Below are 26,406 nucleotides of genomic sequence, written 5' to 3'. Positions count from 1 at the left end.
AATCAAATTTTAGAAAGTGCTTTAACAGATGGTAGAGACTTTCGAGATTTAGGTGTTTTCCTATAATTAACCCATTCCTTATTCCAAACTTTTCTCAATGCTGGAGTGTCTTTTTTTACGGTTAATGTCAATGGTCTTGAAAAATAATTATCACTCATTCCATCCAGCCATTTCTCTATTTTTTCTTCTAAATCATCTAAAGAATCCAATGTATATTCTTTATCATTCATGAAGGAAAAAAAGTCTACTGCTAATATATTCAAATATACTTTATTAAATAGATTTGACTCTGTGTTCCCCCAGTAATTAGGTTCTTCAGGATCATCAACGTTAGCAAAATGATCTCTTACTTTTGACCAAAAAACCCTAAAAACATCATACCATATTTCATTATCTTGCCACGTAGATAACGTTCTCAGTCCAGCCTCATCAGACACAATTCTGGATTCTGACAAATAGTCTATCCGCCAATTATATATATGATCATTTTTATCTTCATCAGAATAATATTTTCCGCCTTTTAGATCTCGAAACATTGAAACCAAACTTTTCATGACTGGCCACTGTAACTTACCTGATTTTTCTTTATCTATTCCTGTTTGAACCAAATCTTTAAAAGGACTATCTGCCCGACGAGTAACCATTGATACAGATCGAGAATCTTCTAGAGGAATATCTGAATTCTTCAAGCGTGACGTTACCTTTCCTAATTCATCATCAGAAAGTGTCGTTGATACAATAGTCCCAAGTAATGCCTTATTAATAGGTGTAGCTTTTTGATTTACTACAATAAACTGGAAAACATGCTCAGCAGGATCATCTGACATTAACAAGGATATAGGCAAACATCTTGCATTTTCTCTTGTAACTTTCTTTGTCGCATCTTCTGGTGATATCCCCTGCTCAACTAAATCCCTAACATCCTCAAACTTCTCTGAATTTGCTATTTTTTTGGCACATTCAATAGCCCCAGACAATCGGTGTTGACCATCCACAATAACTACGGGTTTTAAATATGAACATACGGCATCTTTTGAGAATCCTAATATTTCACTTCTGTCATCTTTTTTAGGATCGGCCTCAAGGAGACGAATTCGACATATAACTTCTTGCCAAAACTCTTTAATATAACTATCATCAAGACTCACATCGCCTGAGTTATAATCATCTGAATTGTAATCATTATTTTCTATTAATTTATCATCATAATCATCTGAATAATACCTAGATTTCAACTGTTCTAACAATGACTGATCAATACCTAAATCCTCCAAATCAGGAAGACGTTCAATTAATTGTTTTTTCAATTCATTTAGGCAGTACAATAAGGGATAGCTATCAAAATTCTCATATTCAACTTCAATAAAACCTATTTGAATTGAATCATTATCTTTATACTCAGGAGCTACTCTAAATGAAACTTTAGATTGAATTTCTGAGTGAGTAGGAGAGTTTCTAGTAGCACAAATTAATGGATTCTGTATTACATTTCTTTCATCCGAATAGAAATTAACTAAATTCGACAATCTGTCTTCTTTAACCGTTCTCTGAAATCCAATCGATTCTGCATTATCAAAATTCCTTTTTTGAGGTATACCTGAAAAATCTTCAATATCTAAAACATTAGCAGAAAAATAGGCTATCCACTCAGAACTAGCTGTTTGTCGAAGCCTAATTGCAGGAAATTCTAGCTTTTTCATAAAAAACCTTTGTAAAACTGACGATTAACATAATGAATATATAATATAAAACCTAGACACAAAAAACACCATTTTCTATTAAAACTTAAGCATTTTAGATAGCGTGAGCAATAAAATTGTCACTACCTGTAAATTTTTGTTCTTGAAGAAACACAAGAATAGATTGTAGTTCAACCACCCTCATCCTCAACCAACACCCCATTTACACCAAAAACCGCACTCACACGCAAAACTCACCTCAACCCCGAGACGCCCATTTACCCGATTCTCACCGCGTAGTACGATGACCGACATGAAAAAGACACTTGACCATCTTCCCGAGCGGAAACAACAGGATATTCACACCATTGCGACCATTTTGCGCGATGTGGTGGATGAATACGTCGCTGGAAGAAGCGGCAAAAAAGCCGGTTTTAAAATCCACAAAATCATCCTGTTCGGCAGTTATGCCAAAGGTAACTGGGTCAATGACCCGGCCAACGGCTATGTCAGCGATTATGATGTGCTGGTGATCGTCAATCGCTTCGAACTGGTGGAAGAATTCACCCTGTGGAGTCTGGCGGAAGACCGTATCAGCCGTCGCATCCCCAAAACACCGCTGGGGCTGATTGTTCACACCCTTGGTGAAGTCAACCAGTGGCTGCACGACGGGCACTATTTCTTTCGGGATATCCGCGAACAAGGTATCGAGTTGTACAGTGCCGATGGCCGGGAACTGGCACTACCGGGGGATCTGACGGCCGAAGAAAGTCAGCAGATTGCGCAAAATCATTTTGATCGTTGGTTCAAAAGTGTGCTCGACTGTCTGAATGTCTTTCAGATCATTTTCAAGAATCCACAGTTTGAGCTGGCAAAAGCAGCCTTTGAACTTCATCAAGCCACCGAGCGTCTGCTTGCCTGTACCCTGTTAGTGTGTACCAACTATCTGCCTAAAACCCACGATCTGGAAAAACTGCGCGCCTTCTGTGCCGGACAAGACGAACGATTCGCCCGCCTCTTCCCTGCCGACAACCAGTTCCGTCGCCGCAGCTTCCACCGCCTCAAACGCGCCTACGTCGATGCCCGCTACTCGGAGCACTACGAAATCACCGTCGAAGAGCTGGACTATCTGGCCGAAGAGGTTGAAAAACTGAAAATGCTGACGGAAGAGGTTTGTCGGGGAAGGATTGGAGAGAATATTGAATCGCAAAGGCAGAAATAAGCATTGATGTAATTGTTCACGCACTGCGTGAACAATCTAAACTGACAGTAAGCCTATCGTCAGTGCCAACATCCTTGTGCATGGAGTTTTCGGGGATCATGCGGTAGTCGTCTAAGAGTATACTCATCTTGTAAGTATATTCTTTCAAAGTTAGCTCTTTTGGCTCCCATTGCGGGCAAGTCCCGAAGAATATTAACAACAGCCTGAATCTCTGGTGATTCAAATCTATAACCGCGCTGTAGCAACTCTTCTAAAATTACAATGGTGTTCTTATATATTTCGTCAGCATCTTCTTGCGCTCCGACTTGCTTATACATTTTATACAGAAGATTAAAGACAACTGAAGCCGGGGACAGTGATTTTATGGCACTAAGTATTGAGGTATTTACTGACATTTTTTTAAATTACTCCAAAGTATATAAAAGACCAGAACAGATATTGAGAAATCCATCCCTAAAGAAAACAGCCAATCAGGATCTTTCTTTTGGTCCGAATATTTAATCAGTGGATATACATGCTCTAATAATGTAATAACAGGAAACGAGCAGGCTATTATCTTTAATTCAATCTCTTTTAGATTTAATTGCCCACGAAATATTCCAAAAAGAGCAATAATGACAAAGAAAATGCTAGTTATTGTAAAAAAGGCAAGCATTTTTTCTACAATATCTCCCCAAGTTCCCCAAGCATTAAGAGCACCATAGCTCAGGATAAAAAGTGCACACAAAGCACCGGATGTTTTTCTTAACGTCATACGTCATTACCGATTGATTGACAAAGCCTTATCGTATCAAAAGTCCTGAGAGTCGTTATGTTATTTTTTGCACAGAACATCATAGAATCGGCCACCAGCGACACACAATGCTATCAATAGAGAATGGACTAAAATGATTTTCAGATTCGCTCTGCTCAATTACCTCCACACTGCGGAGACAATCTTAACCGGGTAAAAATGCTAGGCACGATTTCGAACGTTTCGCCTCAGGCCGCTGACATCGAAGCCATTAATTTCAATAACTTTTGCTCAAGTGCAGAGTCCGAAATAATCTCAAAATCCGTATAAATCGCCACCGGTTTCAGAGCTTTACCGGTAGTCGGCTCCATGCGGACGAAACCTTTTTCACTAAGCGTTTTCAACGTGTTGGATAAGTTAGATTTGGCCCGACCGGAGATTTTGGCCAACGCCGTCAGGCTTGCCGGTTTTTCCGTCTCAATCAGGCGTAATAAGGCGATATTCTCCGGCCTTAAAATCTGTGCTACCGCATTGACCGATGTGTACCAAACCTTCGGCTCATCCGCTTGCGGCACATATTTCCCCTGCGCGATCGCCAGCAGACGGAAACGAATCAGTGCTTCAGACATAATGCCGATTCTGGCTTTCATGTTATTTCCCCTCTATTGCTACGATGGTTGCGTCAATGCCCGAGAAAAAGTCCTGTAGTAACGTATAAACATCCTGAAACTCATAGGGTGTTCCCTGATCAATCGCTGTCCGGTGCAAATGATCGTAGTCATACCGTTTGCCGCTGAATCGTTTATTTTTCCGTGGCTTCACTGCATGAGCATTGTCATAACCAAAAACTCTTTTGTTAAATCTGTTATGTAGCGTCATGGTATAACGGATCCCGTGGGGACGTTCTCTGGTTGGCGGAACCGTCCATGCTTCAATTTTCCACCAATAACCATCATCCCGGTACACGACTGTGCCATGCATACTTAACAAAATATCTAATCCTTCCATCAGCTCTCCTGATGTTATACCCAGAGTATAACAAAATAAATTCTATTAGGAAGTCATTCATCACCAAATGATGCCGTTCCGCACTTTTCAATTCCCCAAAATCCAACGCATTCGTTAATCTCTCATCCTTTACCAACACCTCATTTACACCAAAAACCGCACTCACACGCAAAACTCACCTCAACCCCGAGACTCCCATTTACCCGATTCTCACCGCGTAGTACGATGACCGACATGAAAAAGACACTTGACCATCTTCCCGGGCGGAAACAACAAGATATTCATACCATTGCGACCATTTTGCGCGATGCCCGCGACTCGGAGCATGACGAAATCACCGTCGAAGAGCTGGACTATCAGGCCGAAGAGGTAAAAACTGAAAGTGCTGACGGAAGAGGTTTGTCGGGGGAGGATTGGAGAGAATATTGAATAGTTCTAACTTCCCGCCCCCCAAGTTAATGCTTTGATTTTATTGACAGAGTACTGAGTGCGATGATTATTTGTAGAGAATATTCAATCGAAAAGGAAGAAGAATACAACCAGACAATACTAAATTGAAAACCTTGCAGCAGTTGTTGGCCGAAGGTGAGTAAAGTGGTGATACCGACTACGATTTAGATGAACTTATCGGTGAGCTTGATACTCCGGAAGCAAAACAAATGGGTCGAATAATAGAAGACAACCCGGATTTATCATATGCATTCATGCAGCAATCACTGATTGCCAAAGCCGAAAAAGATGCCGGGGAGCTGGAGGCATATATCTTTGGCTGAAATCCAGCAGGTTCTGCAAACCCCGACATGCATAAAAACAGTTAGACAGCGTAATCTCAATCGAAAAACGAGCCATAAAATTGATACTATCATGGCAAATTTATAGTAAATATGTATACTTTAGTTACTACTGTAACAAAAAGGTACATCATGCTTTCTTTATATACCGCCTATGATGTTCAGCTTGAACTGAAAACATTCATCAAACAATCCCGCAAGCAACAAAAGCTCACCGTAGAAGCGTTGGCAAAACGTTCCGGTGTGCCTTACAGCACGATCAGAAAATTTGAAAGCAGTGGTAATATCTCTCTCCGGCAGTTTCTGATGTTATTTGAAGCAGTCGGTGATCTCAGCCAAATCAGAGCACTCACTCAGACGAACCAGCCGGAACCCAAAAGTATTGACGAGGTTTTAAAAGATGCTTAATGCACCGCTGTACGTCAAAAGAACTTTATCCGACGGGAAGAAAATCACCGTCGGCACCCTTGCCGAAAATAAAAACGGCACTTACTTTCAATATGATACTACCTATCTGCAACAGCATCCGACGTCGCTTGCTCCTTTCAATCTCAAAGCAGATCTGACGCTGCAAAAAGCACCGAAGCATCCACATTACGGTCTGCATGGTGTCTTTGCCGACAGTTTACCGGACGGCTGGGGTCTCTACCTGATGGATCGGGTTTTCAGAAAGCATGGTTACAATCCTCAGTTGATTACTGCTTTAGAGCGGCTTGCTTACATCGGTGATCAATGTCTCGGCGCACTGTCTTATGAACCGGAGATTCAACTGACAGACCCCGATACTGCTGATGTAAATCTTATGCAGCTAGGTAAAGAGGCAATAAAAGAGTTTGAAGGCACTGAATCACATCTGATTGAGCATTTAATGAATGCAGGCGGGTCCGGTGGTGCCCGCCCAAAAATGAACGTCACCCAATGTAGTGACGGCCGATATTCTACCCATCCGGATGCTATCGGTAAAAAGCTGATCGTCAAACTTACCTCCGAGAAATTTGCGTTAAAACATGCGGAAAGTCTGGTGGAATTCACCTATATGACGATGGCGAAAAATCTGGGAATCGAAGTCCCTGAGTTTGCGCTGATCGATGCTGGTGACGGCCAGTTCTGGTTGCAGCAAACTCGCTTTGACTGCACAGACAAAGGCCGCTATCACATGATCTCTGCCAGTGGACTACTGGATGCCTCATTCCGGGAACCATCATTGGATTATGTTGATCTCATTAAAGCAACCCGGTTGTTATGTAATCCGGATGAAGCCAGAAAGATGCTCAAAAGAGCACTATTTAATTTTTTGACCGTCAATCAGGATGACCACGCAAAAAACTTTGCCTTTCTCGCAGACGACAATGATCAGTGGCGGCTGTCACCTTTTTACGATGTTGTCTACAGTCCATCCCCCTATCAGGAGCACATGACAGCCTTTCACGGCAATGGTAGAAATCCCGCAAAAGCGCTGGAACAGATGGCCGGGCAAGCCGGGTATTCCAGTGTAAAACCGCTGCTGGAAATGATGGAAGAAATTTATAGTGAGACCCGGAATTTTAGAACGCGAGCCAGACATCTTGGACTCCCCGAACACTTGATCAAAGAAATCGGGCAGCAAATAGATGCCCGCTGGAAGCAGATCCAATGATCAAAAAAACCTATATTTCAATAGTATAGCATCATTGTCTCTGTATGATGAAGAGATACGCGTCTCTCACGCTTCACTCTGTTGTTTTAATCTTGGATAAACCGACTCGACTAAAATGCTAATAACATCACCTGAGCCATGCTCCGATTAAGAAAAGAATTACCACAGATTAGCAACTGGTGATTGATAGCATCGGAATATGTCAATATGATGTAATGATGCATACGGAACCTGACATCTCTACCGGGTTCTGTTCAAAGGAGAAAACAGCTGAAATCATACCGTACAGATTGTGCCGGTCTGTGATTTTGTCCGTTTTGTATGTTTCAGGAGGCAATGTATGTACGTTGTGACGGTAACTTTCACTCTTGTTCCCGAGTCATTTGAATCATTTATTAAGCTCGCCCAAGAGAATGCAGACATCGCGAAGGACGATCCAGGATGTCTCCAGTTTGATGTTTGCTGGAATGATAAAGATAAGCAGGTCTTTTTCTATGCGCTCTACGGTTCGGAAGAAGAATTCAACGAATGTTTGCAAAACGAGCATTCAGTCATTTTTGATCAAAAGACTGAGCCGATGGTTACGGAAAAACAATCCAAAATTTTCTCCAACATTCATATGGCATAACCCCCCATTTGTGATCCGCACCGATTCAACGTGGTGCGGATCGTTCATAACGTTAGATATCCACCGACTGTAATTTCGCCTGACGCATTTTCTTCAATGCAATGCAGGTGAGCGCAGTAACAACGGCGCCAAGTGCCATGCAGAACAGAGCCAGCAATGGTTTGTTCATTGCCCCCAGTAAAGCGACAACCGGTCCGCCGTGTGCCACGCTATCCGTGATGCCGAAAGAAAAAGCCATCACTGCTGCAACCATCGAACCCAGCATATTGGCGGGAATCACCGACACCGGATCCTGCGCTGCAAACGGAATCGCCCCTTCAGAAATCCCGACCAGCCCCATTGCACCGGCCGCTTTACCGGCTTCCAGTTCTGATGACTCAAACAGGCTCAGTTTACGGCCAAGTACCGTAGCTAAACCCATACCGAGCGGTGCAACCGGAATCGCACAGGCCATCGCCCCCATAAACTGCGTCTGACCGCTGGCAATCATGCCGACAGAAAACAAGAAGGCCACTTTGTTGAACGGGCCGCCCATGTCAAACCCGGCCAGTCCGCCTAAGACAATGCCCAACAACACCATATTGCCGGTACTCATCGTGGTCAGAAGTTCAGTCATGCCATGCATCAAACTGGCAATCGGTGCACCAATGACAAAGATAAACAGGCCGGAGATAAACAGCGCACCGGTAATCGGTGCGATCATAATCGGCACCAGCGGCTGAATCATTTTGTGATAATTGAAACTGGTCAGCCAGCGAATGAAATACCCCACCAGCAGCCCGGCAATAATCGCACCGATAAACCCGGTGCCGGCAGCGGCATCGTAGAATGAGCCGTTATTGGCAATCCAACCACCGATCATACCCGGAGCCAGTGCCGGACGATCAGCGATCGCATAGGCAATATAGCCCGCCAGAATCGGAATCATCAGCTGGAAGGAGACCACCCCGACATCCAAAACTTTATTCCACAGGCTCCCTTGCGGAATCGCCATCCCCGCTTCCGTCGGCTCTCCGCCAATCGCCAGTGCCAATGCAATCAACAGCCCCCCGGCAACCACAAACGGAATCATGTGCGAAACGCCGTTCATCAGATAACGATATAACTCCGGACGGTTACGGGATGGTGCGGCCTCGCGACTTTCCGCCCCAGAATCGGGCTGATAAACGGGAGCCTGCAATGCTTTGTGAATTAAACCTTGCGCATCGCGGATCGGCTCTTTGACGCCGGTTTCAATCAGTTTTTTACCGGCAAAGCGGGTCAATGATACCTGCTTGTCACTTGCGACAATAATCGCGTCAGCCGCTGCAATCTCTTCCGCCGTCGGGCTGTTTTTCACCCCAATCGACCCGTTTGTCTCGACTTTGATCTGATAGCCCAGTGCCGCGGCTCCTTTTTCCAGCGATTCAGCCGCCAGATAAGTATGAGCAATCCCGGTCGGGCATCCGGTCACCCCAATCAGAAAGCCGTTTTCTCCGGATGACTGTGGTGTCGGTTCTGACTTCGCCAGCAACAGCGCCAACGCATCCTCTTCAGTCTGCGCGGCAAACAACTGCGCAATAAATCCTTCTTCAATCAGTTTGGCAGAAAGCTCCGCCAGCACTTCGACGTGATGATTGGCATTGCCATCGGGAGAAGCAATCATAAAAAAGAGTTTCGATGGCTGTCCGTCTTCGGCGCCGTAATCAATACCCTGACGGCTGATCCCGATCACAACGGCAGGCTCGGTCACGGCTGCACTTTTGGCATGAGGAATCGCAACACCATCGTCAAAACCGGTATTGCCGAGCGCTTCCCGGGCATAAATATCCGCTAAAAATTGTTGTTGATCGGTGATGCGCCCTTCCGCGGCCAGCATTTCAGCCAGCTCGGCAAGCACGTCATCTTTGGTGGTTGACGAAAGATTCAGCCGAATCAATCGCGATGAGATAAGTTGAGTAATCATTTTCGTTCCCCGTTCGTTCTGTCTGCCGTCGCTGCGATGATGGGAAAGAAAAAGACGAAAAGTGTCTGTCCTCATAAGCATTCGTTCTGTCTGCCGTCGCTGCGATGATGGGAAAGAAGAAGACGAAAAAGTGTCTGTCCCCATAAGCATAAAAAGTGTCTGTCCCCATAAGCAGCGCGGTCATCACAACCAGACATGTTTGGGCGTCTGTCCCCGTAACGTTGTGTCCCCGTTTGGGTGTCTGTCCCTGTAACGTTTTAGTGTCTGTCCCCGTAAACAGTCCCAGTAACACTCATATTGTGGGGACAGTCCCCGTCAGTTGGTAGTGAAACAAAAATGCATTTACTGGAGGATTGTATCATCATGATTCAAATGTGATCTGTATCGGTCTGTGGTACTTAAGTTCTCTGCTTGGATCATGAATAATATTTATATCAATAAATCACACAGCGGTTCAGGAACAGAAAAATGTATGATGATAACAATATGACTTGTCATACAATTCTGCATGAATGACTGATGGCAGGAAATGATGAGCCAAGTATTTCACAATATGATTGAAGCGATTATTGATGAACGGGACTGTTGTCAGCACATCTGCTTTGCCGGTGATCAACATACACCACCGCCTTTCAGTTATCAGGTTAACTTTCCCCGTCTGGAAATTGCGCTCAAAGGCAGTTACAACAATCAGATCGAAGATGAGCTGCACGGGGTCAGTGCCGTTCGTATTCAAGCCGGGAATGCACTATATATTCCCCCCAATTGCTGGAATAAACCGGACTGGGAAGATGAGTGTTCGGTACTCAGCCTGTTGTATGGCCGCCGTCAGATTGGGTTCAGCTTTGTCGCCAAGCGCAAAGGAACCGACGGATTTTATGATGTCCAGAAGCATAGTGTGCAAATGCGTACCGGCTATGCGATCGATAATATTTTGGAAAGTCTCAATGCACTGGCCAGAGAATCGCAAAAATCACCGATGGATGAACACCTGCTCTGTGCCCTGCTGACTTACACCCAAAGTATTCTCCGTCAGCCGGAACGTTCAGCCAAAAGCCGTAGTGAAGATCTCTATCAGGGAATCTGTATTTATATTCAGGAAAACTTTCACCGCGGCATCACCCGGGACTCCATTGCCTCACGTTTCAGTCTGTCTGCCAATCACCTTTCCCGGCTGTTTCATCAGCAGGGGCACATGACACTGGCTGATTACATTGCCTGGGTCAGAATTGATCGGGCGAAATTTATGCTGAAAAAATATCAGTTTCGCCTCGGTGAGGTGGCTGAGCGTTGCGGTTTTCAGGATGTGAATTACTTTTGTCGGGTATTTAAAACCAAAACCGGCATGACCCCTTCCGAGTACCGAACCCACGTCGATTAAAATAGTGAGGTTTTAGCGCCTCTACCTCTCAAAGTAACTCAAAGATAGCTGGCTGACTTAGCGTTCTTCATTACCGTTTGCCATCACATGGAGCAGAATGCCTTTGAGTGTTTCTTCCCGTTTAGCATCAAGCAGAAGCTGAGCATTCAGATCATCGATCAGCCAGCGAGTCAGCCGGGTCATCGCCATGACAATATCCCGGTTCAGCGACTGAGGCAGCACCAGACAAATCAATAATGAAACCGGTGCGCAGACGGACTGCCAGTCGAGCGGTTGTGACAGGGGAATCACGGTCAGTACCGGTATATCGACCACCTCACTCATCACATGCGGCAATGCCACCCGGTTCGGGAGTGCGGTTGTCGAGATATCCTCCCGCTGACAGAACTGTGCCAGTAGCTTGTCTGTCTGCCCGGGCGCAATTCGGGCGGCAAGATAATCCAGTGCTGAGCGCTTATCGGCAAACCCGACATGAGATGTATAATCCCAGCGGTACGCAAATGGCAGGGAAAATGCCGGATGGGAAGCGAAGAGTTGCTCCGCAGCATGATTCTGACGATGTGAAGTTGAAAGCAGAATCGCGTGTTCACTTAGGTATTCGGTGAAGACCATGCAGGCCAGTTCAGCATCCAGCCCCTCGATTGCGATCTGACATAACTGCTCGGCACTGTTGTTCAAGCTCAGAACATTGAGCGGCTGACTGAGCAAGGTATGCTTGCCGCGGCTCAGATTATAGAAGATGAAAATTGAACGAAAATAACCACAAAGCTGTTTCAGTGCATTCGCCTGCCATGCCGGAAGCCCTTTATCCTTGAGCAGAAAAGTGATCCGGGTGGTAATCATACTTTTTTCAGACAGCGCTCTAAGACCGCTCCTGCATGGAGCAGAACCTCTTCAATGGAAAAGTGAAATACCTGACAACCTTTAAACCGGGATTTCTCTTCGATTTCGATATCAGAGACGATCATCCGGATATCGGCAGCAACGATATCGGCAACCGTCAGCTCATTTTCGATGCCCATCGCTCCTTGCGTCTCAACTTTAATCGCCAACCCACGCTGGCTGGCAGCTTTATGGAGTTGCTCTGCTGCCATATAAGTATGAGCAATTCCGGTCGGACATGCGGTTACGGCTACCACCTTCATGATCGTTCCTTTGTTATCTGATAGTCATCGGTTACGACTTATCACCGCGACGTTTTCCAATCTGCTTGTTCCCAATACGGTCGAAATATTCCCCCTTTAAAACCGGGAGAATCAACTCTAGGGGCTGTGCAACATTCTCAGTCACAACCGCCCTGCAACAGGGCGGCAATCAACCTCATTCAGCAAACTATAAAAATGCTTTATAAGGTAGTTCAGGTTCATCGGTAAAGATATCGCGGAAGCCCCGGAAATGCTGATAATGCATCCGGCCTTTGTCCGTCGGATAGGTATACTTTCCGCCGACCTGCCAGAAGAATGGGGCAAAACCGTACTGTAAGCGTTCTTTTTTCATCTGCCATAACACTTCGATTTCGCGCGGATCGTTTTGGAAGTTGGCCCAGATATCATGATGGAATGGTACCACGACCTGACAATCCAGCGCTTCACCGGCGCGCAAAATATCGGAAGCCGTCATTTTATCAGTGACACCGCGTGGATTCTCACCGTATGAAAGTAAGGCAACGTCAATCTGGTATTCGTTACCGTGTTTGGCATAGTAGTTTGAGTAATGAGAATCACCGGAGTGATAAACTGAACCACCGGTTGTTTCGATTAAATAATTCACCGCCCGGTCGTCCATCCCGTCCAGAATCGATTTATCATAAGATGAGACCCCTTCCGGCAGGGTGACCAGTGCCGTCCGGTCAAAAGAGTCCAGCACTTTGATACGCACATCGCCGATCTCGATACAATCACCGACTTTGGCAACCACACAGCGCTCTTGCGGGACGCCCCAGCTGATCCATAAATTCACACACGCTTGCGGGCCGATAAACTTCACATGCTCACCACAGTTTTGCAGCACGGCCGCAGCCACGTTCACATCGATATGGTCGGCATGATCATGAGAAGCCAATACCGCATCAATTTCTTTGATGGCAAACGGATCCAGCACAAACGGGGAGGTTCTCAAATTGGGCTGTAATTCGCGCACACCACCCATGCGCATCATCTGATGCTGATTCTTCATCAGTGCATTTTTCTGGGTGCGTTTACCGGTGCCGCACCAGAAATCAATCGACAGATTGGTATTGCCTTCGGTTTTCAGCCAGATGCCGGTACATCCCAACCACCACATTGAAAACGTATTCGGTTCAACCACGGTTTGCTCAATCTCTTCATTGAGCCACGTGCCCCACTCAGGGAACGTATTGAGGATCCATGATTCGCGTGTAATTTCGTTTACCTTACTCATAACAACACCTTTTATTTCTGATTTATTATAAATTTTGCATGTAGGGAGCCGTGCGCTTGGAGCGAAGTCCAGGCACCTAAAAATATGATCAGTTCAGAATGGAAGCGATTTGGCGCGGTATCAGGCTAAACCAAAATGACCTGTGTCCCCTGCGCTTCTAATGCACTCACAACATTTGCCGGTGCATCTTTACCGGTAATCACAATGTCGATTTTGCTGCTCGGGCAGAACAACATCCCCGTTCGCTGACCGACTTTGGAGCTGTCAACCACCACCACCAGTTTATCGATCTGTTCCAGCATCTGCTGTTCTGCAACGGCGGTTAACATATCAGCCTTATATAACCCGTTTTCCGTCAGACCTTTGCCACTGGTAAACATCCAGTGGCCGGCATAACCACCCAATGCATCCGGTGCCGGATTGAGGAAAATATTCTGCGCTTTATTATATTGACCACCGATAATGATGACATCTTCGTGATCCTCATTGATCAGATAGCTCGCCAGCGGAAAGTAATTGGTGACGATTTGGACATCCTGCCCGCATAGCTGTTGCCCCAGCATAAATGCCGTCGAACCACAGTTGATAACAACACTATCCCCCGGCTGACAAAGCTCGGCAGCACGCATCGCAATCAGAGATTTCTCCCGATAGTGCTCGGTACTATCAATATTCAGCGGGGTCCACTTTTTCTTTTTGCCGACAATCCGTTCTGCACCATTGCGCACTTTCTTCAGTTTACCGAGTTCATCAAGTTTTGAGATATCGCGTCGGGCGGTTGCCGGAGAAACGTGAAATGCATCGATAATATGAGACACATTGATCGATTGTTTCTCTTCCAACAAAGACAGAATGCCATGATGTCTCTGGACTTCATTCATAAGCATCATCCTATTTATCACTGAGCGTCATCACTGAGTGATTACTTGTGATTACATTTGATTTGTTTTGATTCTATTAATCATCCCGATTGATGTCAAATGATTCAGATGAAAAATTAAACGCCAAATAACACCAAAATATAACTTATTGTTTTTAAAACAAAATGAGTTATATCAAGTGATCAGCGTAGCATTTGTCATACTTGGTGTTAGATAAAATTGATATAAATCAATTCAATCAAAAACAATCATTGAATGATTACAAATGATTTTTTAAAGTCTATTCCGTGAGCAAAACACACCGATTCCTGCATATCACATAACGGAATCACTCTGACCTACATCTAACGACAAATACAAATATATCTAGGGGTAAAGATATGGAGTTCTTGTATAACATCTTCTATATTTTTTACAGCCAAGTGATGACCAAAGCCCCGCTACTCCTCGGTTTGGTTACTCTCATCGGTTACTGGTTGCTAAAAAGAGATGCAACGACCATTTTGAAAGGATCGATTAAAACCATCGTTGGTTTTATGCTGGTTCAGGTCGGGGCAGGTACACTGGTCGCAGGCTTTAAGCCAGTGATCGCGAAGCTCTCGGAATACCACGGGCTGACAGGTTCGGTGATTGACCCATATACAACGATGATGGCCACGATGGAGGTCATGGGCGAACGGTATTCATGGGTCGGTTATGCGGTATTACTGGCACTGGCAATTAATATTGTGTTGGTGCTATTTCGCCGTTATACCGGTATTCGTACCATCATGCTGACCGGGCATATTATGTTCCAGCAAGCCGGTCTGATCGCCGTCTTTTACCTGATCACCGGTGCCGGTATGTGGGAAACCATCCTTTGTTCAGCAATATTGATGGCGCTGTACTGGGGCATTTCATCCAATATTATGTTTAAGCCGACAGAAGCGGTCACCGGTGGTGCCGGATTCTCGATTGGTCACCAACAGCAAGTCGCCTCTTGGATTGCCACTAAAGTTGCCCCCAAACTCGGGGATAAAAATGACAGTGTTGATCACTTGAAACTGCCCGGCTGGCTCCACATTTTTCACGACAGCATCGCCGCGACAGCCATCGTCATGACGGTTTTCTTCGGCATTATCCTGCTCTCTTTCGGCCTTGATAACCTCCAAGCTATGGCCGGGAAAACTCACTGGACCATTTATATTCTCGAAACCGGTTTGAAATTCGCAGTTGCCATTCAGGTGATTGTTGCCGGGGTGCGGATGTTCGTAGCTGAACTGTCTGAGGCCTTCAAAGGTATTTCTGAACGCGTGATTCCCAATGCAGTCCTCGCGATTGACTGTGCTGCTATCTATGCTTTTTCTCCCAATGCGATGGTATTCGGTTTTATGTGGGGTGCTATCGGTCAGTTTACCGCAGTGCTGGCGATGCTCACCTTCAATGCACCGATCATGATTATTCCCGGCTTTATTCCGATGTTTTTCTCCAACGCCACAATCGGGGTTTTTGCCAACCATTTCGGCGGCTGGCGTGCGGTGATGAAGATCTGCTTTGTGATGGGCATCATTGAAGTGATCGGGTCTGCATGGGCAATCCACTTATTCAGTCAACATGGTGTCGCATTCAACGGCTGGATGGGCATGGCGGACTGGGCCTTGGTTTTCCCGCCAATCATGCAAGGTCTGTCGATGTCGAAACTGTTCTTCTTCGCACTGATCGGACTGGCTGCCCTCTATATGTTTTTCGCTGCCAAACGGCTGCGAGCAGAAGAAGATGCTCAGGGCATGGTTGAAGTCAGTGAAGAACCCGAAGTTCTCGAAGCCGTGGAACAAGCCCTGAAAAAGCATGACGGGCAGCGTCCGGTCAGCATTCTTGCGGTGTGCGGTAACGGTCAGGGTTCATCGATGATGATGAAAATGAAGATCGGCAAATATCTGGAGAAAAAAGGCATTCCGCATGTGATGGATTCCTGTGCCGTGTCGGACTACAAATCCAAACTGGCGACCACCGATATTATCGTGTCATCCAGACACCTGTCCTCTGAAATGGATCCCGGAGAAGGGAAGTTTGTCCTGGGTGTACAGAACATGCTCAACCCCAACTCTTTCGGTGATGAGCTGCTGGAGATCATCAATAATAACTTTGCCGATCATCGGTAAGGTGACATCGACCACATAAAACATTGAACATTTTACTATGACTACGGGCCCGTCCTTTTCATCTATCTCAGTCAAAGGACGGCCCCCTCACGGAGATGATTATGGGACTGAAACAGTCACTGATTGAGAACAATTCAATCCGGCTACAGGCATCGGCTTCAGACTGGCGTGCAGCGATCAAAATCGGTACCGACCTGCTGATCGCATCCGGGGCGATCCTGCCGTCTTACCATGACGCCATTATCAGCAGCGTCGAAACGCTCGGCCCTTATATTGTGATTGCCCCTCAGCTGGCAATGCCACATGCCCGGCCGGAAAATGGCGTGGTACGCACTGCTTTTGCATTAGTCACGCTGGAAAAACCCATCTACTTTACCGGAGAAGATGAGCCGGTTGATGTGCTGATCACGCTGGCCGGCAGTAGTTCTGACGAACATATGGAAGGGCTGATGGAAGTCACTCAGATATTAGATGACGACGAGAGCGAAACCGGTGTGGATCTCGACAAACTCCGTCGTTGCCGTTGTCAGGAAGACGTGTTGCAAGTCATTGATACAGCACTGGCGAAAGCGTCAGCTTAAGGAACCAACATGTCAGTACCGTCAGACTCATTCCAATCGTTAAAACAGCAAGTGCTGGACGCCAACCTGCAACTGCCACGTTATGGGCTGGTGACATTTACCTGGGGCAATGTCTCTCAGATTGACCGAGCAGCCGGGGTTGTCGCAATCAAACCATCCGGTGTGGCATACGAAGCAATGACCGTTGATGACATTGTGATCGTCGATCTGGCCGGAAATCGGGTCGAAGGCACTCTCAATCCGTCGAGTGATACCGCCACACATCTGGAAATTTATCAGGCTTTTCCACAAGTTGGCGGGATAGTGCATACCCATTCACGTCATGCCACGATCTGGGCGCAGGCTGAGCGGGATATTCCGGCTCTCGGAACCACGCATGCAGATTATTTTTACGGTGACATCCCCTGCACTCGCCGGTTGTCCGGTGATGAAATCATCAATAGGTATGAAAAGAATACCGGATTGGTGATTGTCGAAACGTTTCACATGCGCCATATTGAACCGATGTCTGTCCCCAGTGTGATTGTCGCAGGACATGCACCATTTTCATGGGGGGCCGATGCAAACGACGCCGTACATAACGCGGTGGTGTTAGAAGAAGTTGCTGCGATGGCGATTGCGACACGCTCCCTGAATCAAGGGATCACCATCCAACAGGAACTCTCCGACAAACATTATCTGCGTAAACACGGTGTAAATGCTTACTACGGACAAAGGTAATCTTACATGTATAAAGTGCTTGCATTAGACTTAGACGGAACCGTACTCACGGACGACCACACCATTCACCCTGAAGTGAAACAGGCAATTCAGGCGGCGCAGCAACAATGCCACGTGGTGATTGTCACCGGTCGTCATCATACCGCAGCAAAACCCTATTATCTCGAACTGGGGCTGAATACACCGATCATTTGCTGCAACGGCACGTATGTCTATGACTATCAGAACGACACCGTCCTGCAATACGACGCGATTGCCAAAGACGATGCGCGGAAGTTCATCGATCTCGCGACACAATACCAAATGAAAATGGTTCTGTACGTCACCGATACGATGAACTATTCCAAACATAATCCGATTGTGTATATGGAAGCACTTGAAAAATGGGCCAACCAATACCCGGAATCTATCCGTCCTCAGATCCATCGGATTGATTCATTTCACCAATTAGTAGAACAGGCAGATCACGTGTGGAAGTTTGTTGTCGAAGGGGTGCCAAGCTCGGTCGAACGTCTCTCGGAACACCCTTGGGTGAAAGAGACATTCAACGGTGAATTCTCTTGGTCAAATCGCATCGATTTCGCGGCTAAAGGCAATAGTAAAGGCAAACGACTGGCCGAATATGTCGCCAATCTGGGATATGACGCCAACCACGTCATTGCGATCGGTGATAACCACAATGACATCTCAATGCTGACCTATGCCGGCTTAGGCGTGGCAATGGGTAATGCTGACGACACCGTCAAATCTCACGCGCAACAGATCTGTCAAACCGATAATAACAGCGATGGCATTGCCCATCTCATACGACAGAAAATTCAAGGATAAATCTCATGACCCTACCCATGATTCAAATTGCTTTAGACCAAACCGACCTGACCTCAGCCATTGAAGTGGCACGCCGTGTCGAAAGTTTTGTCGATGTGATTGAGGTCGGCACCATTCTGGCTTTTGCTGAAGGCATGAATGCCGTCAGAACACTGCGTCACAATCATCCGGATCATCTGCTGGTTTGCGATATGAAAACCACCGATGGCGGTGCGATTCTGGCCCGGATGGCATTTGAGGCCGGGGCAAACTGGATCACCGTTTCCGCTGCGGCTCACATCGCAACCATCGATGCCTGTAAACAAGTCGCCGATGAGTTTAACGGTGAAATTCAGATTGAAATCTATGGCAACTGGACAATGGCTGACGCCAAATCATGGGTTGACCTGGGGATCACTCAGGCTATTTATCACCGCTCGCGCGATGCAGAGCTGGCAGGTGTCGGCTGGACACCTGACGATCTGGATAAGATGCGTCAGTTGTCAGATTTAGGTCTCGAACTCTCCATTACCGGTGGCATTGTTCCGGATGATCTTTATCTGTTTGAGGGTATCAAAGCGAAGACCTTCATTGCCGGACGGGCGCTGGCCGGAGCGCAAGGCCGCGAAACGGCCGCCGCGCTGAAAGGACAGATAGAACGTTTCTGGGGGTAAGCGGATGTACCAACATGTACAACGTCACCGGACCGGCCTGTATGAGAAAGCCCTGCCAGCCAACATGACATGGGAAGAAAAACTGACGACGACGCGCGCATTGGGATTCGATTTCCTTGAAATTTCGATTGATGAATCGGACGAGCGGCGTAGTCGGCTCGACTGGGATAACGATACCATTTATGGCTTGCGTCATTTGTGTGAGCAACTTCAGGTACCGCTGCATTCGATGTGCCTGAGTGCCCACCGCAAGTTCCCATTCGGTTCGCTGGATCCGGCGGTTCGTCAACAAGCGGATCTGCATCTGGAAAAAGCCATCACGCTGGCTTACAAGTTGGGTATCCGGGTGATTCAACTCGCGGGATATGATGTTTATTACGAGCCGACCAGCGAACAAACTCACGCCTATTTTGTGGAAGGGATGAAGCGCGCGGCAAAATTGGCAGAACGTGCCGGGGTCATGCTGGCGGTAGAAATTATGGATACGCCGTATCTCAATGCGCTGAGTAAATTTGAAGTGCTGAATCGCGCGGTGCACTCCCCCTATTTCACCGCTTATCCGGATGTCGGTAACATCAGTGGCTGGAATTACGACGTTTGTACGGAACTTGCGCTGAGCTTACCGCACATCACGCAGATTCACCTTAAAGATACCCATCCGGTCAAACCGGGGTATCCGGGGCAGTTCCGCGATCTGGTGATCGGTGAAGGCGACGTTGATTTTTCGGCAGTATTCAGCACCCTTAAACGGCTTGACTGCGTGGTGCCGTTAGTGCTCGAAATGTGGGCTCAGGATGAGCGCTGGCAAGATAATATTCACACCGCCCAGCAACGTCTCAACCAAGCCTGCATGGTGGCAAACCTGCCACCGCTCTTTCCACAACCGGCAGTTGCCGTTCATTAACTCCCTTGACGGTTCGGACAGGCACCTCGGTGTCTGTCCTGCTCTCTTCTGTCCTTGCTCTCTGTCTCTGCATAAAACCGATTCATCTCTTAGTCCAAAGCACGCCTGAGAAGAACATATACGCAGAGTAAAAAGTTTAACCGGAAAATTGACATCTTTCCCGGGTTGTCGCAAGGTGAATGCTTGTGCATATAACGCTGATCTCACTCGCAATTTGATGAAATTAATTCACTTACAACTATTCTGGTATGAGAAGTATCACACACTGCTTGATATGGAAGACTTGCCAACACTGTCACCAACCCAAGCACAGGAACTCAAACACTGGCTCAAACAACGTCGTAAGATCCTTGCTTATGAGGTGCATCATCAGCCGTGGGTCAAAGTAAACGTTGAGGGAGCGTCTTCCAGTCTGTGTTTGTTGCCGAACGGAACATTGACCGAACAGGATTTATTCAGTGACAAAGCGCTACACGGCCTGTGGAAAGTGGTGGATGGTTTCTTATTTATGAAAGTGATCAGTGGCGAGTTTATTATTGAGTATCAGGTCGTCGGTTGTGCGGAACAAAATATTCACTGCGGTATTGAATATATTAACGGACAACTCAGTTCCTACAGTAAATTTATTCAGACCCAGTCATAAACTACACGTGCGGACGCGGATCAGTCACGATAATCATAAGAATCAGTTTTCATTCGTTAAAAAATTGTTTTAAATAGCAAACACCCGTGTGACACAGATGGAACGAGTCAGTTATGTCGATCGATTTCAGAGCCAGATTCAGATTCAACCGCCCTTATGACCAAAGTAACGGCAAAGAAGAAAGTATCATTCCATATAACCACAATGGGAAAATCCCGTCGTTATCCTGCTTTGAAAGTGATCGCGGCCGGATCATTAATTCCGCTGCAATTCGACGCTTGCAACAAAAAACGCAGGTTTTTCCGCTGGAACGCAACTCCTCGGTCCGGAGTCGTCTGACCCATTCGATGGAAGTGCAGCAAGTCGGGCGTCATATCGTACAGCAAATTTATAAGATGCTGGGGCGAGATGCAGAACGCTACGGACTTGAATCGCTGGAACGCCACTTTGAATCGATCGTGGAAATGGCGTGCCTGATGCATGATGTCGGCAACCCGCCCTTTGGTCACTTCGGAGAGCAGGCAATCAATGACTGGTTCCATCACTATATTCCGTTGAAAGCAGCAACGATTCCGCTTCCCGAGCCATTGCAACGGGATCTCACCGAATTTGAAGGGAATGCTCAGGCCGTCCGGTTGGTTCATTCGATTCTCAGCCTGAACCTCACCTACACACAGATCTCAGCGATCCTCAAATATACCCGTCGTGGCGATGAATTAAGCCCGAAGACATTGCAGGCTCAAGGTCATCAGTTTACTGCCGGTGAGCTGCAATATCTGAAAAAGAAAGTCGGTTACTATCTCAGTGAAGAGATCTTTATCGATAAACTGTATCGTTCTCTTTCTCTGGAAAAAGGCAATCGCGCGCCATTCTCTTATATTATGGAAGCAGCCGATGATATCTCATATGGTGTCGCTGATATTGAGGATGCCGTCGAGAAAGGCATTATAGATATCGAACAGACCAGTGCCGCACTGAAAGCTGAGTATCAGCGCCTGCGACAAACCGATTACCCGAATGCCGCTCAAGAGACGATGGATAGCATTGTTGAAACGGCACTCGCTAGTGCCACACGTGCCAATAACTGCGCGGTGAGCCACTTTTTTATTACCTTACGGGTCGAAATCAGCAAGCGCTTGCCGAAACATGCTGCCGAGCAGTTTATTCACAATATCGAGGCCATATACCACGGCAATCTCGACCGTGCGCTGATTGAAGATGACAGCACCGAACATGTGCTGGTCGAGACGCTGAAAAACGTCGCCAAAAAACATGCGTTCTGTGATAAAGAAGTGGAAGCCCGGGAGCTACAAGGCTATCAGATCATCACTGGCCTGCTCGAATTCTATAAACCGTTATTAGAACTAAGCAGAGAGCAGTTTGAAGCGATCGTGGGCGGTGAGAACAAACCTCTTCTCCCTGCGCGCTTATATAAAAAGTTACCGAACAAACATATGCGCGCCTACGAAAATGCGCTGAAAGCAATTCAGCGGGGGGATTCCCCGGGAGGGTATTCACTGGATGAAGACAGCTGGGAATATTACTTTCGGGTCCGACTGATTCAGGATTACATCAGTGGTATGACTGATCAGTTCGCTTTTGATGAGTTCCGGGCATTGAGTGTGATTGATAGCTTGTAAATCACGATTGTTCGCAAAGATGGTCAATCGGCCGTTGACCATCTTTGTAGCATTTTTAACCAAAATAGTGTTTCACGTTTAATACCACACCGGAAACATTCCCACCCCACACAGATGTTTAAAATTTAACCATTCCTACTAAGTTCTGACCTTTATACCGACCGGGTGCAGAATAAAATATCAACATATTTTATTCACAAGTCACATCTCGCTTAAAATGCCCAAAAAACATCAGCTATTTATTATTCTATAAATAAACCCAAAACTGACACAACTATCTATATAGTTAATTTTAATTCGAAATATATATTCAAATTATTGGCACAACTCAAAATTTAACATCGTTTTAAAAATAGATAGCATTAGAAAGTCACATATATTAACATTTGATTTACATTGAGATGAATATATTGCAAACACAACACCGCCTCAATGACACACAACAACACTCAAATACAGGAAAAATAACCATGCAGTCACTTGTTGATTTTTTGAATGGGATCATCTGGAGCCCGGCACTGATTTATCTATGCCTTGGCGCCGGACTTTTCTATTCGATCCTGACTCGCTTTGTTCAGGTCCGTCACTTTGCAGAAATGTGCCGCTTACTCTTTTCGGCAAAAACATCAACGAAGGGGATTTCTTCCTTTCAGGCTTTGGCAGTCTCACTTTCCGGCCGTGTCGGAACGGGGAATATTGCCGGTGTCGCAGCCGCAATCGGCTTTGGCGGCCCTGGCGCAGTCTTCTGGATGTGGGTGGTCGCGTTTCTCGGTGCAGCGACAGCTTATGCCGAGTCAACTTTGGCTCAAATCTATAAAGAAGAACAAAATGGGGAGTTCCGTGGTGGGCCGGCTTATTTCATCGAAAAAGCGATGGGACAAAAATGGTACGCCATGATTTTTGCGGTTGCCACCATCATTGCGTGTGGCGTGATGTTACCGGGCGTTCAGTCAAACAGTATCGGTAATGCGATTGAATCCGCTTTCGGCAGTGGTGAAATGGTTGAGACCGCCATTGGCACATTCAGTATGGCGAAAATTGTAACCGGAACTGTTATTTCTATTTTGATGGCTTTCATCATTTTCGGTGGCGTTAAACGTATTGCAAGTTTCACTCAGATTGTCGTCCCTTTTATGGCACTTGCATACATCATTACCGCTTTCGTGATTATCCTGCTCAATATCAGTCAGGTACCACAGGTCTTCAGTCTGATTATCGGAGATGCATTCACGCCGATGGCAGGTGTCGGTGCAGCGATTGGCTGGGGTGTCAAACGCGGGGTCTACTCCAATGAAGCAGGTCAGGGAACCGGCCCTCACGCGGCAGCCGCTGCGCATGTACAACACCCGGCTCAGCAAGGTTTAGTTCAGTCGTTCTCTATTTATATTGATACGCTGCTGGTCTGTTCCGCAACTGCGTTTATGATTCTGATTACCGGTGCTTACAACGTGCACGGTGCAGCTGAAGGGACATTCCTTGTTCAGCATCTGGCTGCCGATGTAGCGGCCAACAGCCCGGCATTTACGCAGATTGCGATTGAAAAAGCGATGCCGGGCGTCGGCAAAACGTTTGTTGCGATTGCGCTGTTCTTCTTCGCATTTACTACCATTCTGGCTTACTACTATATCGCTGAAACCAACGTCGCCTATATTTGTCGTCGTTTTGGCTCTCAGGCACTGACCTTCCTACTCAAGATTGTCTTGCTCAGTGCAACGTTCTACGGTTCGGTGAAAGCCGCTAACCTCGCTTGGGCAATGGGTGATATCGGTGTCGGTCTGATGGCGTGGCTCAATATCATCGGGATTCTGATTATCTTCTTCCTCAACAAACCGGCGATGTCGGCCCTGAGTGATTATGAAGAACAACAGAAACAAGGGGTTGAGCAATATACCTTTAACCCGGTGAAACTGGGCATTAAAGGCGCAGAGTACTGGGAACGTCGCTATGAGCGTCTGACCGGTCAGAAACCGACCACAACCTCTGACAGTGAAGTATTGCCCCTGACGAGTGAGCGGGCTGAATCATAACGGTTGAGCAAAATAGTAAAATAGATAAATAGTTAAAAGGGAGCATCGGCTCCCTTTTTCATTGTTGTTGGTCACCAATGTATTCCGGCACTCGTGATCACTGCTCCGTTGTATCGCTCACTGAAGCAGGGATGGACGCAGGCCAGCATAACTCAATAGTCGTCCCGCCGGCTTCATTGAGCACACAGCTCACTTCACCCTGATGAGCATGAGCAATCGCTGCAACGACGGCTAAGCCTAGCCCGCTCCCTCGCTGTGAAGTATCTTTTGCCCGGTGAAATGCCGTAAACACATTCGGCAATAATGCCGGTTCAATACCGGGGCCTTGATCGGCAACACTGACAAAATAACGCCCGTCTTGTTCCCTTGAATGAATCGTCACGGTTCCCGGCACAGCATATTTGCTGGTATTTTCAAGTATTGCCAGTAATGCTTGCCGGATCCGCATTGAATCACAGATAACGGACTGGGTATGCAAGTCCAGTCTGACTGATTGCCCTGCGGCCTGCAGCATATTCTCAGCCATATCTGTCACCGACTTGATTTCCGCAGCGAGCTCGACCGCTTCGATATTGATGTTCAGCTCACCGCTATTCATTAAACTGACAACTCTTAAATCTTCGATTAAGTGAGATAAGCCTTCGACTTGAGTTAATAACTTCAGAAACTGTGCTTTGTCCGGGGTAAAAATGCCCTCGGCTAATCCCTGTAATCGCCCCCGTAAGATAGTCACAGGGGTTCTTAATTCATGGGCAATCGCCGCATTCCAAAAGTTTTGCGCTTCAGACATCTGTTGTAATTTCTCGGCTAAAAGATTGAAATCCTCAGCCAGCAGTGCGGCCTCGCCTAATGAACGATCCCCGACCGATACCCGTACATCCAGATCCCCTTCGGCAATGGTTCGTATCCCTTGCGCAACAGAGTTTAACGGCTCTAAAATCCGTCGGGATAGCTTAATCGCCACGTGGACAGCGAACCAAATCACAAACACAAAAGTACACAGAATCCAAACCCATTCCGGGAAGGACGGTGTGATATCACTCTCACTGGGAATGTCATTCGGCCAATACTTTTCCCACAGGTAATAAAATAAAAATGATCCGAAAATCACGAGTAACGCCGACCCCATCGCAATTTTCATCATCGATAATGCAATCTGGCGACTCAGCCCCGCTAATTTCATGACTCTCCCCTGAAACGATACCCGACCCCACGTACACCGGCGGGAATACCATGAATACCGACAGCTTCGAGTTTTTTACGGATCTTACTGATGTGGCTGTCAATGGTGCGTTCCAGAGTGTCGCCTTCCGGTAAACACGCATCCAATAACTCCCCCCGGGTAAAGACCCGCTTCGGTGAGCGAATAAAATGAGTCAGTAACTTAAATTCAGTGAGCGTTAAAGAGAGCAAATAGCGCTGCCCGTCTTGATTGACTGAGATTTCATGGCTGTCTAAGTCAACGTCGAAGGGAGCAACACGCAATATCCGCTGCTCATGGTGTTGACGACTGTCCATTGTCCGCCTAAGCACGGCCTGAACCCTCGCCACAACTTCAGCCGGATTGAACGGTTTAATCACATAATCATCGGCACCAATTCTCAGCGCCACCAGTTTATCGACATCCTGATCCATCGCCGTCAACATGATGACGGGGGTATGACTGTGCTGACGCAGCTCAGCCAGAACTTTCCATCCATCCATCTTCGGCATCTGAATATCGAGCAAGATCAGATCAGGTTTCAGCGATGAATGAAGCGCCAGTGTTTTTACCCCGTCACTTGCATGTACGGTACGCATCCCGCTGCGTGCTAAATACGCCGCCAGTATATCTGCAATTTCGGGCTCATCCTCAGCGATCAGAATCAGAGCCTGATGATTTGCTTCTGCGCCTTCTGAATCAGCACACCATTTCTGCGCATCAAAGCGTAAATCATTCATCTCCATCAAATCTCCACATTTACT

At 46.7% G+C, this 26,406-nt stretch carries 26 protein-coding genes; 15 read left to right on the top strand and 11 right to left on the bottom strand.

What is annotated here, in order from left to right; genetic code table 11:
• Positions 1 to 2: 2 nt before the first annotated feature.
• Positions 3 to 1,700 (bottom strand): ParB N-terminal domain-containing protein, encoded by a 1,698-nt coding sequence (locus tag VR7878_RS13335; RefSeq protein WP_077336576.1) that lies wholly within the window; start codon positions 1,698 to 1,700, stop codon positions 3 to 5.
• Between the two features lie 292 nt (positions 1,701 to 1,992).
• On the opposite strand from VR7878_RS13335, the gene VR7878_RS13330 reads away from it, so the two are divergent.
• Positions 1,993 to 2,901, top strand: a complete 909-nt coding sequence (locus VR7878_RS13330) for a HEPN domain-containing protein (protein ID WP_159440466.1) — start codon at positions 1,993 to 1,995, stop codon at positions 2,899 to 2,901.
• 385 nt (positions 2,902 to 3,286) lie between these two features.
• Here VR7878_RS13330 and VR7878_RS13320 read toward each other — a convergent pair whose 3' ends face one another.
• The 3 genes from VR7878_RS13320 to VR7878_RS13310 form a co-directional block, all read right to left on the bottom strand.
• The gene (locus VR7878_RS13320; protein WP_077336573.1) at positions 3,287 to 3,655 is read right to left on the bottom strand and encodes a hypothetical protein; all 369 of its coding nucleotides are present in this window, start codon (positions 3,653 to 3,655) and stop codon (positions 3,287 to 3,289) included.
• A gap of 227 nt (positions 3,656 to 3,882) precedes the next feature.
• On the bottom strand, positions 3,883 to 4,284 hold the full coding sequence (locus VR7878_RS13315; RefSeq protein WP_038182310.1) for an HVO_A0114 family putative DNA-binding protein: 402 nt from the start codon (positions 4,282 to 4,284) through the stop codon (positions 3,883 to 3,885).
• Between the two features lies 1 nt (position 4,285).
• On the bottom strand, positions 4,286 to 4,642 hold the full coding sequence (locus tag VR7878_RS13310; protein WP_059120152.1) for a toxin-antitoxin system TumE family protein: 357 nt from the start codon (positions 4,640 to 4,642) through the stop codon (positions 4,286 to 4,288).
• Positions 4,643 to 4,876: 234 nt separating this feature from the next.
• Between VR7878_RS13310 and VR7878_RS13305 the strand changes: the two genes are divergently transcribed.
• The 4 genes from VR7878_RS13305 (at position 4,877) to VR7878_RS13290 (ending at position 7,697) form a co-directional block, all read left to right on the top strand.
• Positions 4,877 to 5,071 carry a hypothetical protein gene (locus VR7878_RS13305; RefSeq protein ID WP_077336572.1) on the top strand — a complete coding sequence of 65 codons (195 nt, stop codon included), beginning with the start codon at positions 4,877 to 4,879 and terminating at the stop codon, positions 5,069 to 5,071.
• 494 nt (positions 5,072 to 5,565) lie between these two features.
• Positions 5,566 to 5,841: a helix-turn-helix domain-containing protein gene (locus tag VR7878_RS13300; protein WP_077336571.1), complete on the top strand. Its 276-nt coding sequence runs from the start codon at positions 5,566 to 5,568 to the stop codon at positions 5,839 to 5,841.
• Positions 5,834 to 7,069 (top strand): type II toxin-antitoxin system HipA family toxin, encoded by a 1,236-nt coding sequence (locus VR7878_RS13295; RefSeq protein ID WP_077336570.1) that lies wholly within the window; start codon positions 5,834 to 5,836, stop codon positions 7,067 to 7,069. Before VR7878_RS13300 ends, VR7878_RS13295 begins: the two co-directional genes overlap by 8 nt.
• A gap of 340 nt (positions 7,070 to 7,409) precedes the next feature.
• The gene (locus VR7878_RS13290) at positions 7,410 to 7,697 is read left to right on the top strand and encodes a putative quinol monooxygenase (protein ID WP_077336569.1); all 288 of its coding nucleotides are present in this window, start codon (positions 7,410 to 7,412) and stop codon (positions 7,695 to 7,697) included.
• Positions 7,698 to 7,749: 52 nt separating this feature from the next.
• On the opposite strand, the gene VR7878_RS13285 is transcribed toward VR7878_RS13290, so the two are convergent.
• On the bottom strand, positions 7,750 to 9,642 hold the full coding sequence (locus VR7878_RS13285; protein ID WP_077336568.1) for a PTS fructose transporter subunit IIABC: 1,893 nt from the start codon (positions 9,640 to 9,642) through the stop codon (positions 7,750 to 7,752).
• 532 nt (positions 9,643 to 10,174) lie between these two features.
• On the opposite strand from VR7878_RS13285, the gene VR7878_RS13280 reads away from it, so the two are divergent.
• Positions 10,175 to 11,023, top strand: a complete 849-nt coding sequence (locus VR7878_RS13280; RefSeq protein ID WP_077336603.1) for a helix-turn-helix transcriptional regulator — start codon at positions 10,175 to 10,177, stop codon at positions 11,021 to 11,023.
• 57 nt (positions 11,024 to 11,080) lie between these two features.
• Here the strand turns inward: VR7878_RS13280 and VR7878_RS13275 are convergent, their stop codons facing one another.
• From VR7878_RS13275 to ulaR, 4 genes are all read right to left on the bottom strand, one after another.
• Positions 11,081 to 11,866: a PTS sugar transporter subunit IIA gene (locus VR7878_RS13275; protein ID WP_077336567.1), complete on the bottom strand. Its 786-nt coding sequence runs from the start codon at positions 11,864 to 11,866 to the stop codon at positions 11,081 to 11,083.
• A complete protein-coding gene (locus VR7878_RS13270; protein ID WP_077336566.1) occupies positions 11,863 to 12,168 on the bottom strand; it encodes a PTS fructose transporter subunit IIB in 306 nt (101 codons plus the stop codon). The genes VR7878_RS13275 and VR7878_RS13270 overlap by 4 nt, the downstream gene beginning before the upstream one ends.
• A 187-nt stretch (positions 12,169 to 12,355) precedes the next feature.
• Positions 12,356 to 13,423 (bottom strand): L-ascorbate 6-phosphate lactonase, encoded by a 1,068-nt coding sequence (gene ulaG / locus VR7878_RS13265; RefSeq protein WP_059120142.1) that lies wholly within the window; start codon positions 13,421 to 13,423, stop codon positions 12,356 to 12,358.
• A 125-nt stretch (positions 13,424 to 13,548) separates the two neighbouring features.
• The gene (gene ulaR / locus VR7878_RS13260; RefSeq protein ID WP_077336565.1) at positions 13,549 to 14,304 is read right to left on the bottom strand and encodes an HTH-type transcriptional regulator UlaR; all 756 of its coding nucleotides are present in this window, start codon (positions 14,302 to 14,304) and stop codon (positions 13,549 to 13,551) included.
• 380 nt (positions 14,305 to 14,684) lie between these two features.
• On the opposite strand from ulaR, the gene VR7878_RS13255 reads away from it, so the two are divergent.
• From VR7878_RS13255 to VR7878_RS13215, 9 genes are all read left to right on the top strand, one after another.
• Entirely contained in the window at positions 14,685 to 16,445 is a 1,761-nt protein-coding gene (locus VR7878_RS13255; protein ID WP_077336564.1) for a PTS ascorbate-specific subunit IIBC, read from the top strand.
• A 101-nt stretch (positions 16,446 to 16,546) separates the two neighbouring features.
• Positions 16,547 to 17,026 carry a PTS sugar transporter subunit IIA gene (locus VR7878_RS13250; protein WP_077336563.1) on the top strand — a complete coding sequence of 160 codons (480 nt, stop codon included), beginning with the start codon at positions 16,547 to 16,549 and terminating at the stop codon, positions 17,024 to 17,026.
• A 9-nt stretch (positions 17,027 to 17,035) separates the two neighbouring features.
• Positions 17,036 to 17,746: an L-ribulose-5-phosphate 4-epimerase gene (locus VR7878_RS13245; RefSeq protein WP_077336562.1), complete on the top strand. Its 711-nt coding sequence runs from the start codon at positions 17,036 to 17,038 to the stop codon at positions 17,744 to 17,746.
• Positions 17,747 to 17,752: 6 nt separating this feature from the next.
• The gene (locus tag VR7878_RS13240; RefSeq protein ID WP_077336561.1) at positions 17,753 to 18,574 is read left to right on the top strand and encodes a pyridoxal phosphatase; all 822 of its coding nucleotides are present in this window, start codon (positions 17,753 to 17,755) and stop codon (positions 18,572 to 18,574) included.
• 5 nt (positions 18,575 to 18,579) lie between these two features.
• On the top strand, positions 18,580 to 19,227 hold the full coding sequence (locus VR7878_RS13235) for a 3-keto-L-gulonate-6-phosphate decarboxylase UlaD (protein ID WP_059120136.1): 648 nt from the start codon (positions 18,580 to 18,582) through the stop codon (positions 19,225 to 19,227).
• A 4-nt stretch (positions 19,228 to 19,231) separates the two neighbouring features.
• Entirely contained in the window at positions 19,232 to 20,131 is a 900-nt protein-coding gene (locus VR7878_RS13230; RefSeq protein WP_077336560.1) for an L-ribulose-5-phosphate 3-epimerase, read from the top strand.
• A gap of 217 nt (positions 20,132 to 20,348) precedes the next feature.
• Positions 20,349 to 20,774 (top strand): hypothetical protein, encoded by a 426-nt coding sequence (locus VR7878_RS13225; RefSeq protein ID WP_077336602.1) that lies wholly within the window; start codon positions 20,349 to 20,351, stop codon positions 20,772 to 20,774.
• Positions 20,775 to 20,887: 113 nt separating this feature from the next.
• Positions 20,888 to 22,414, top strand: a complete 1,527-nt coding sequence (dgt, locus tag VR7878_RS13220; protein WP_077336559.1) for a dGTPase — start codon at positions 20,888 to 20,890, stop codon at positions 22,412 to 22,414.
• A gap of 470 nt (positions 22,415 to 22,884) precedes the next feature.
• Positions 22,885 to 24,441: an alanine/glycine:cation symporter family protein gene (locus VR7878_RS13215; RefSeq protein WP_077336558.1), complete on the top strand. Its 1,557-nt coding sequence runs from the start codon at positions 22,885 to 22,887 to the stop codon at positions 24,439 to 24,441.
• Positions 24,442 to 24,538: 97 nt separating this feature from the next.
• Here the strand turns inward: VR7878_RS13215 and VR7878_RS13210 are convergent, their stop codons facing one another.
• Both VR7878_RS13210 and VR7878_RS13205 read right to left on the bottom strand, forming a co-directional pair.
• Positions 24,539 to 25,624, bottom strand: a complete 1,086-nt coding sequence (locus VR7878_RS13210; RefSeq protein WP_077336557.1) for an ATP-binding protein — start codon at positions 25,622 to 25,624, stop codon at positions 24,539 to 24,541.
• Positions 25,621 to 26,388 (bottom strand): response regulator, encoded by a 768-nt coding sequence (locus VR7878_RS13205; RefSeq protein WP_077336556.1) that lies wholly within the window; start codon positions 26,386 to 26,388, stop codon positions 25,621 to 25,623. Before VR7878_RS13205 ends, VR7878_RS13210 begins: the two co-directional genes overlap by 4 nt.
• Between the last annotated feature and the right edge of the window lie 18 nt (positions 26,389 to 26,406).

Origin of the sequence: Vibrio ruber DSM 16370, assembly GCF_900163965.1 — a bacterium.
Taxonomy (GTDB): Bacteria; Pseudomonadota; Gammaproteobacteria; order Enterobacterales; family Vibrionaceae; genus Vibrio; species Vibrio ruber.
This window is presented reverse-complemented; position numbering and strand designations above follow the sequence as displayed.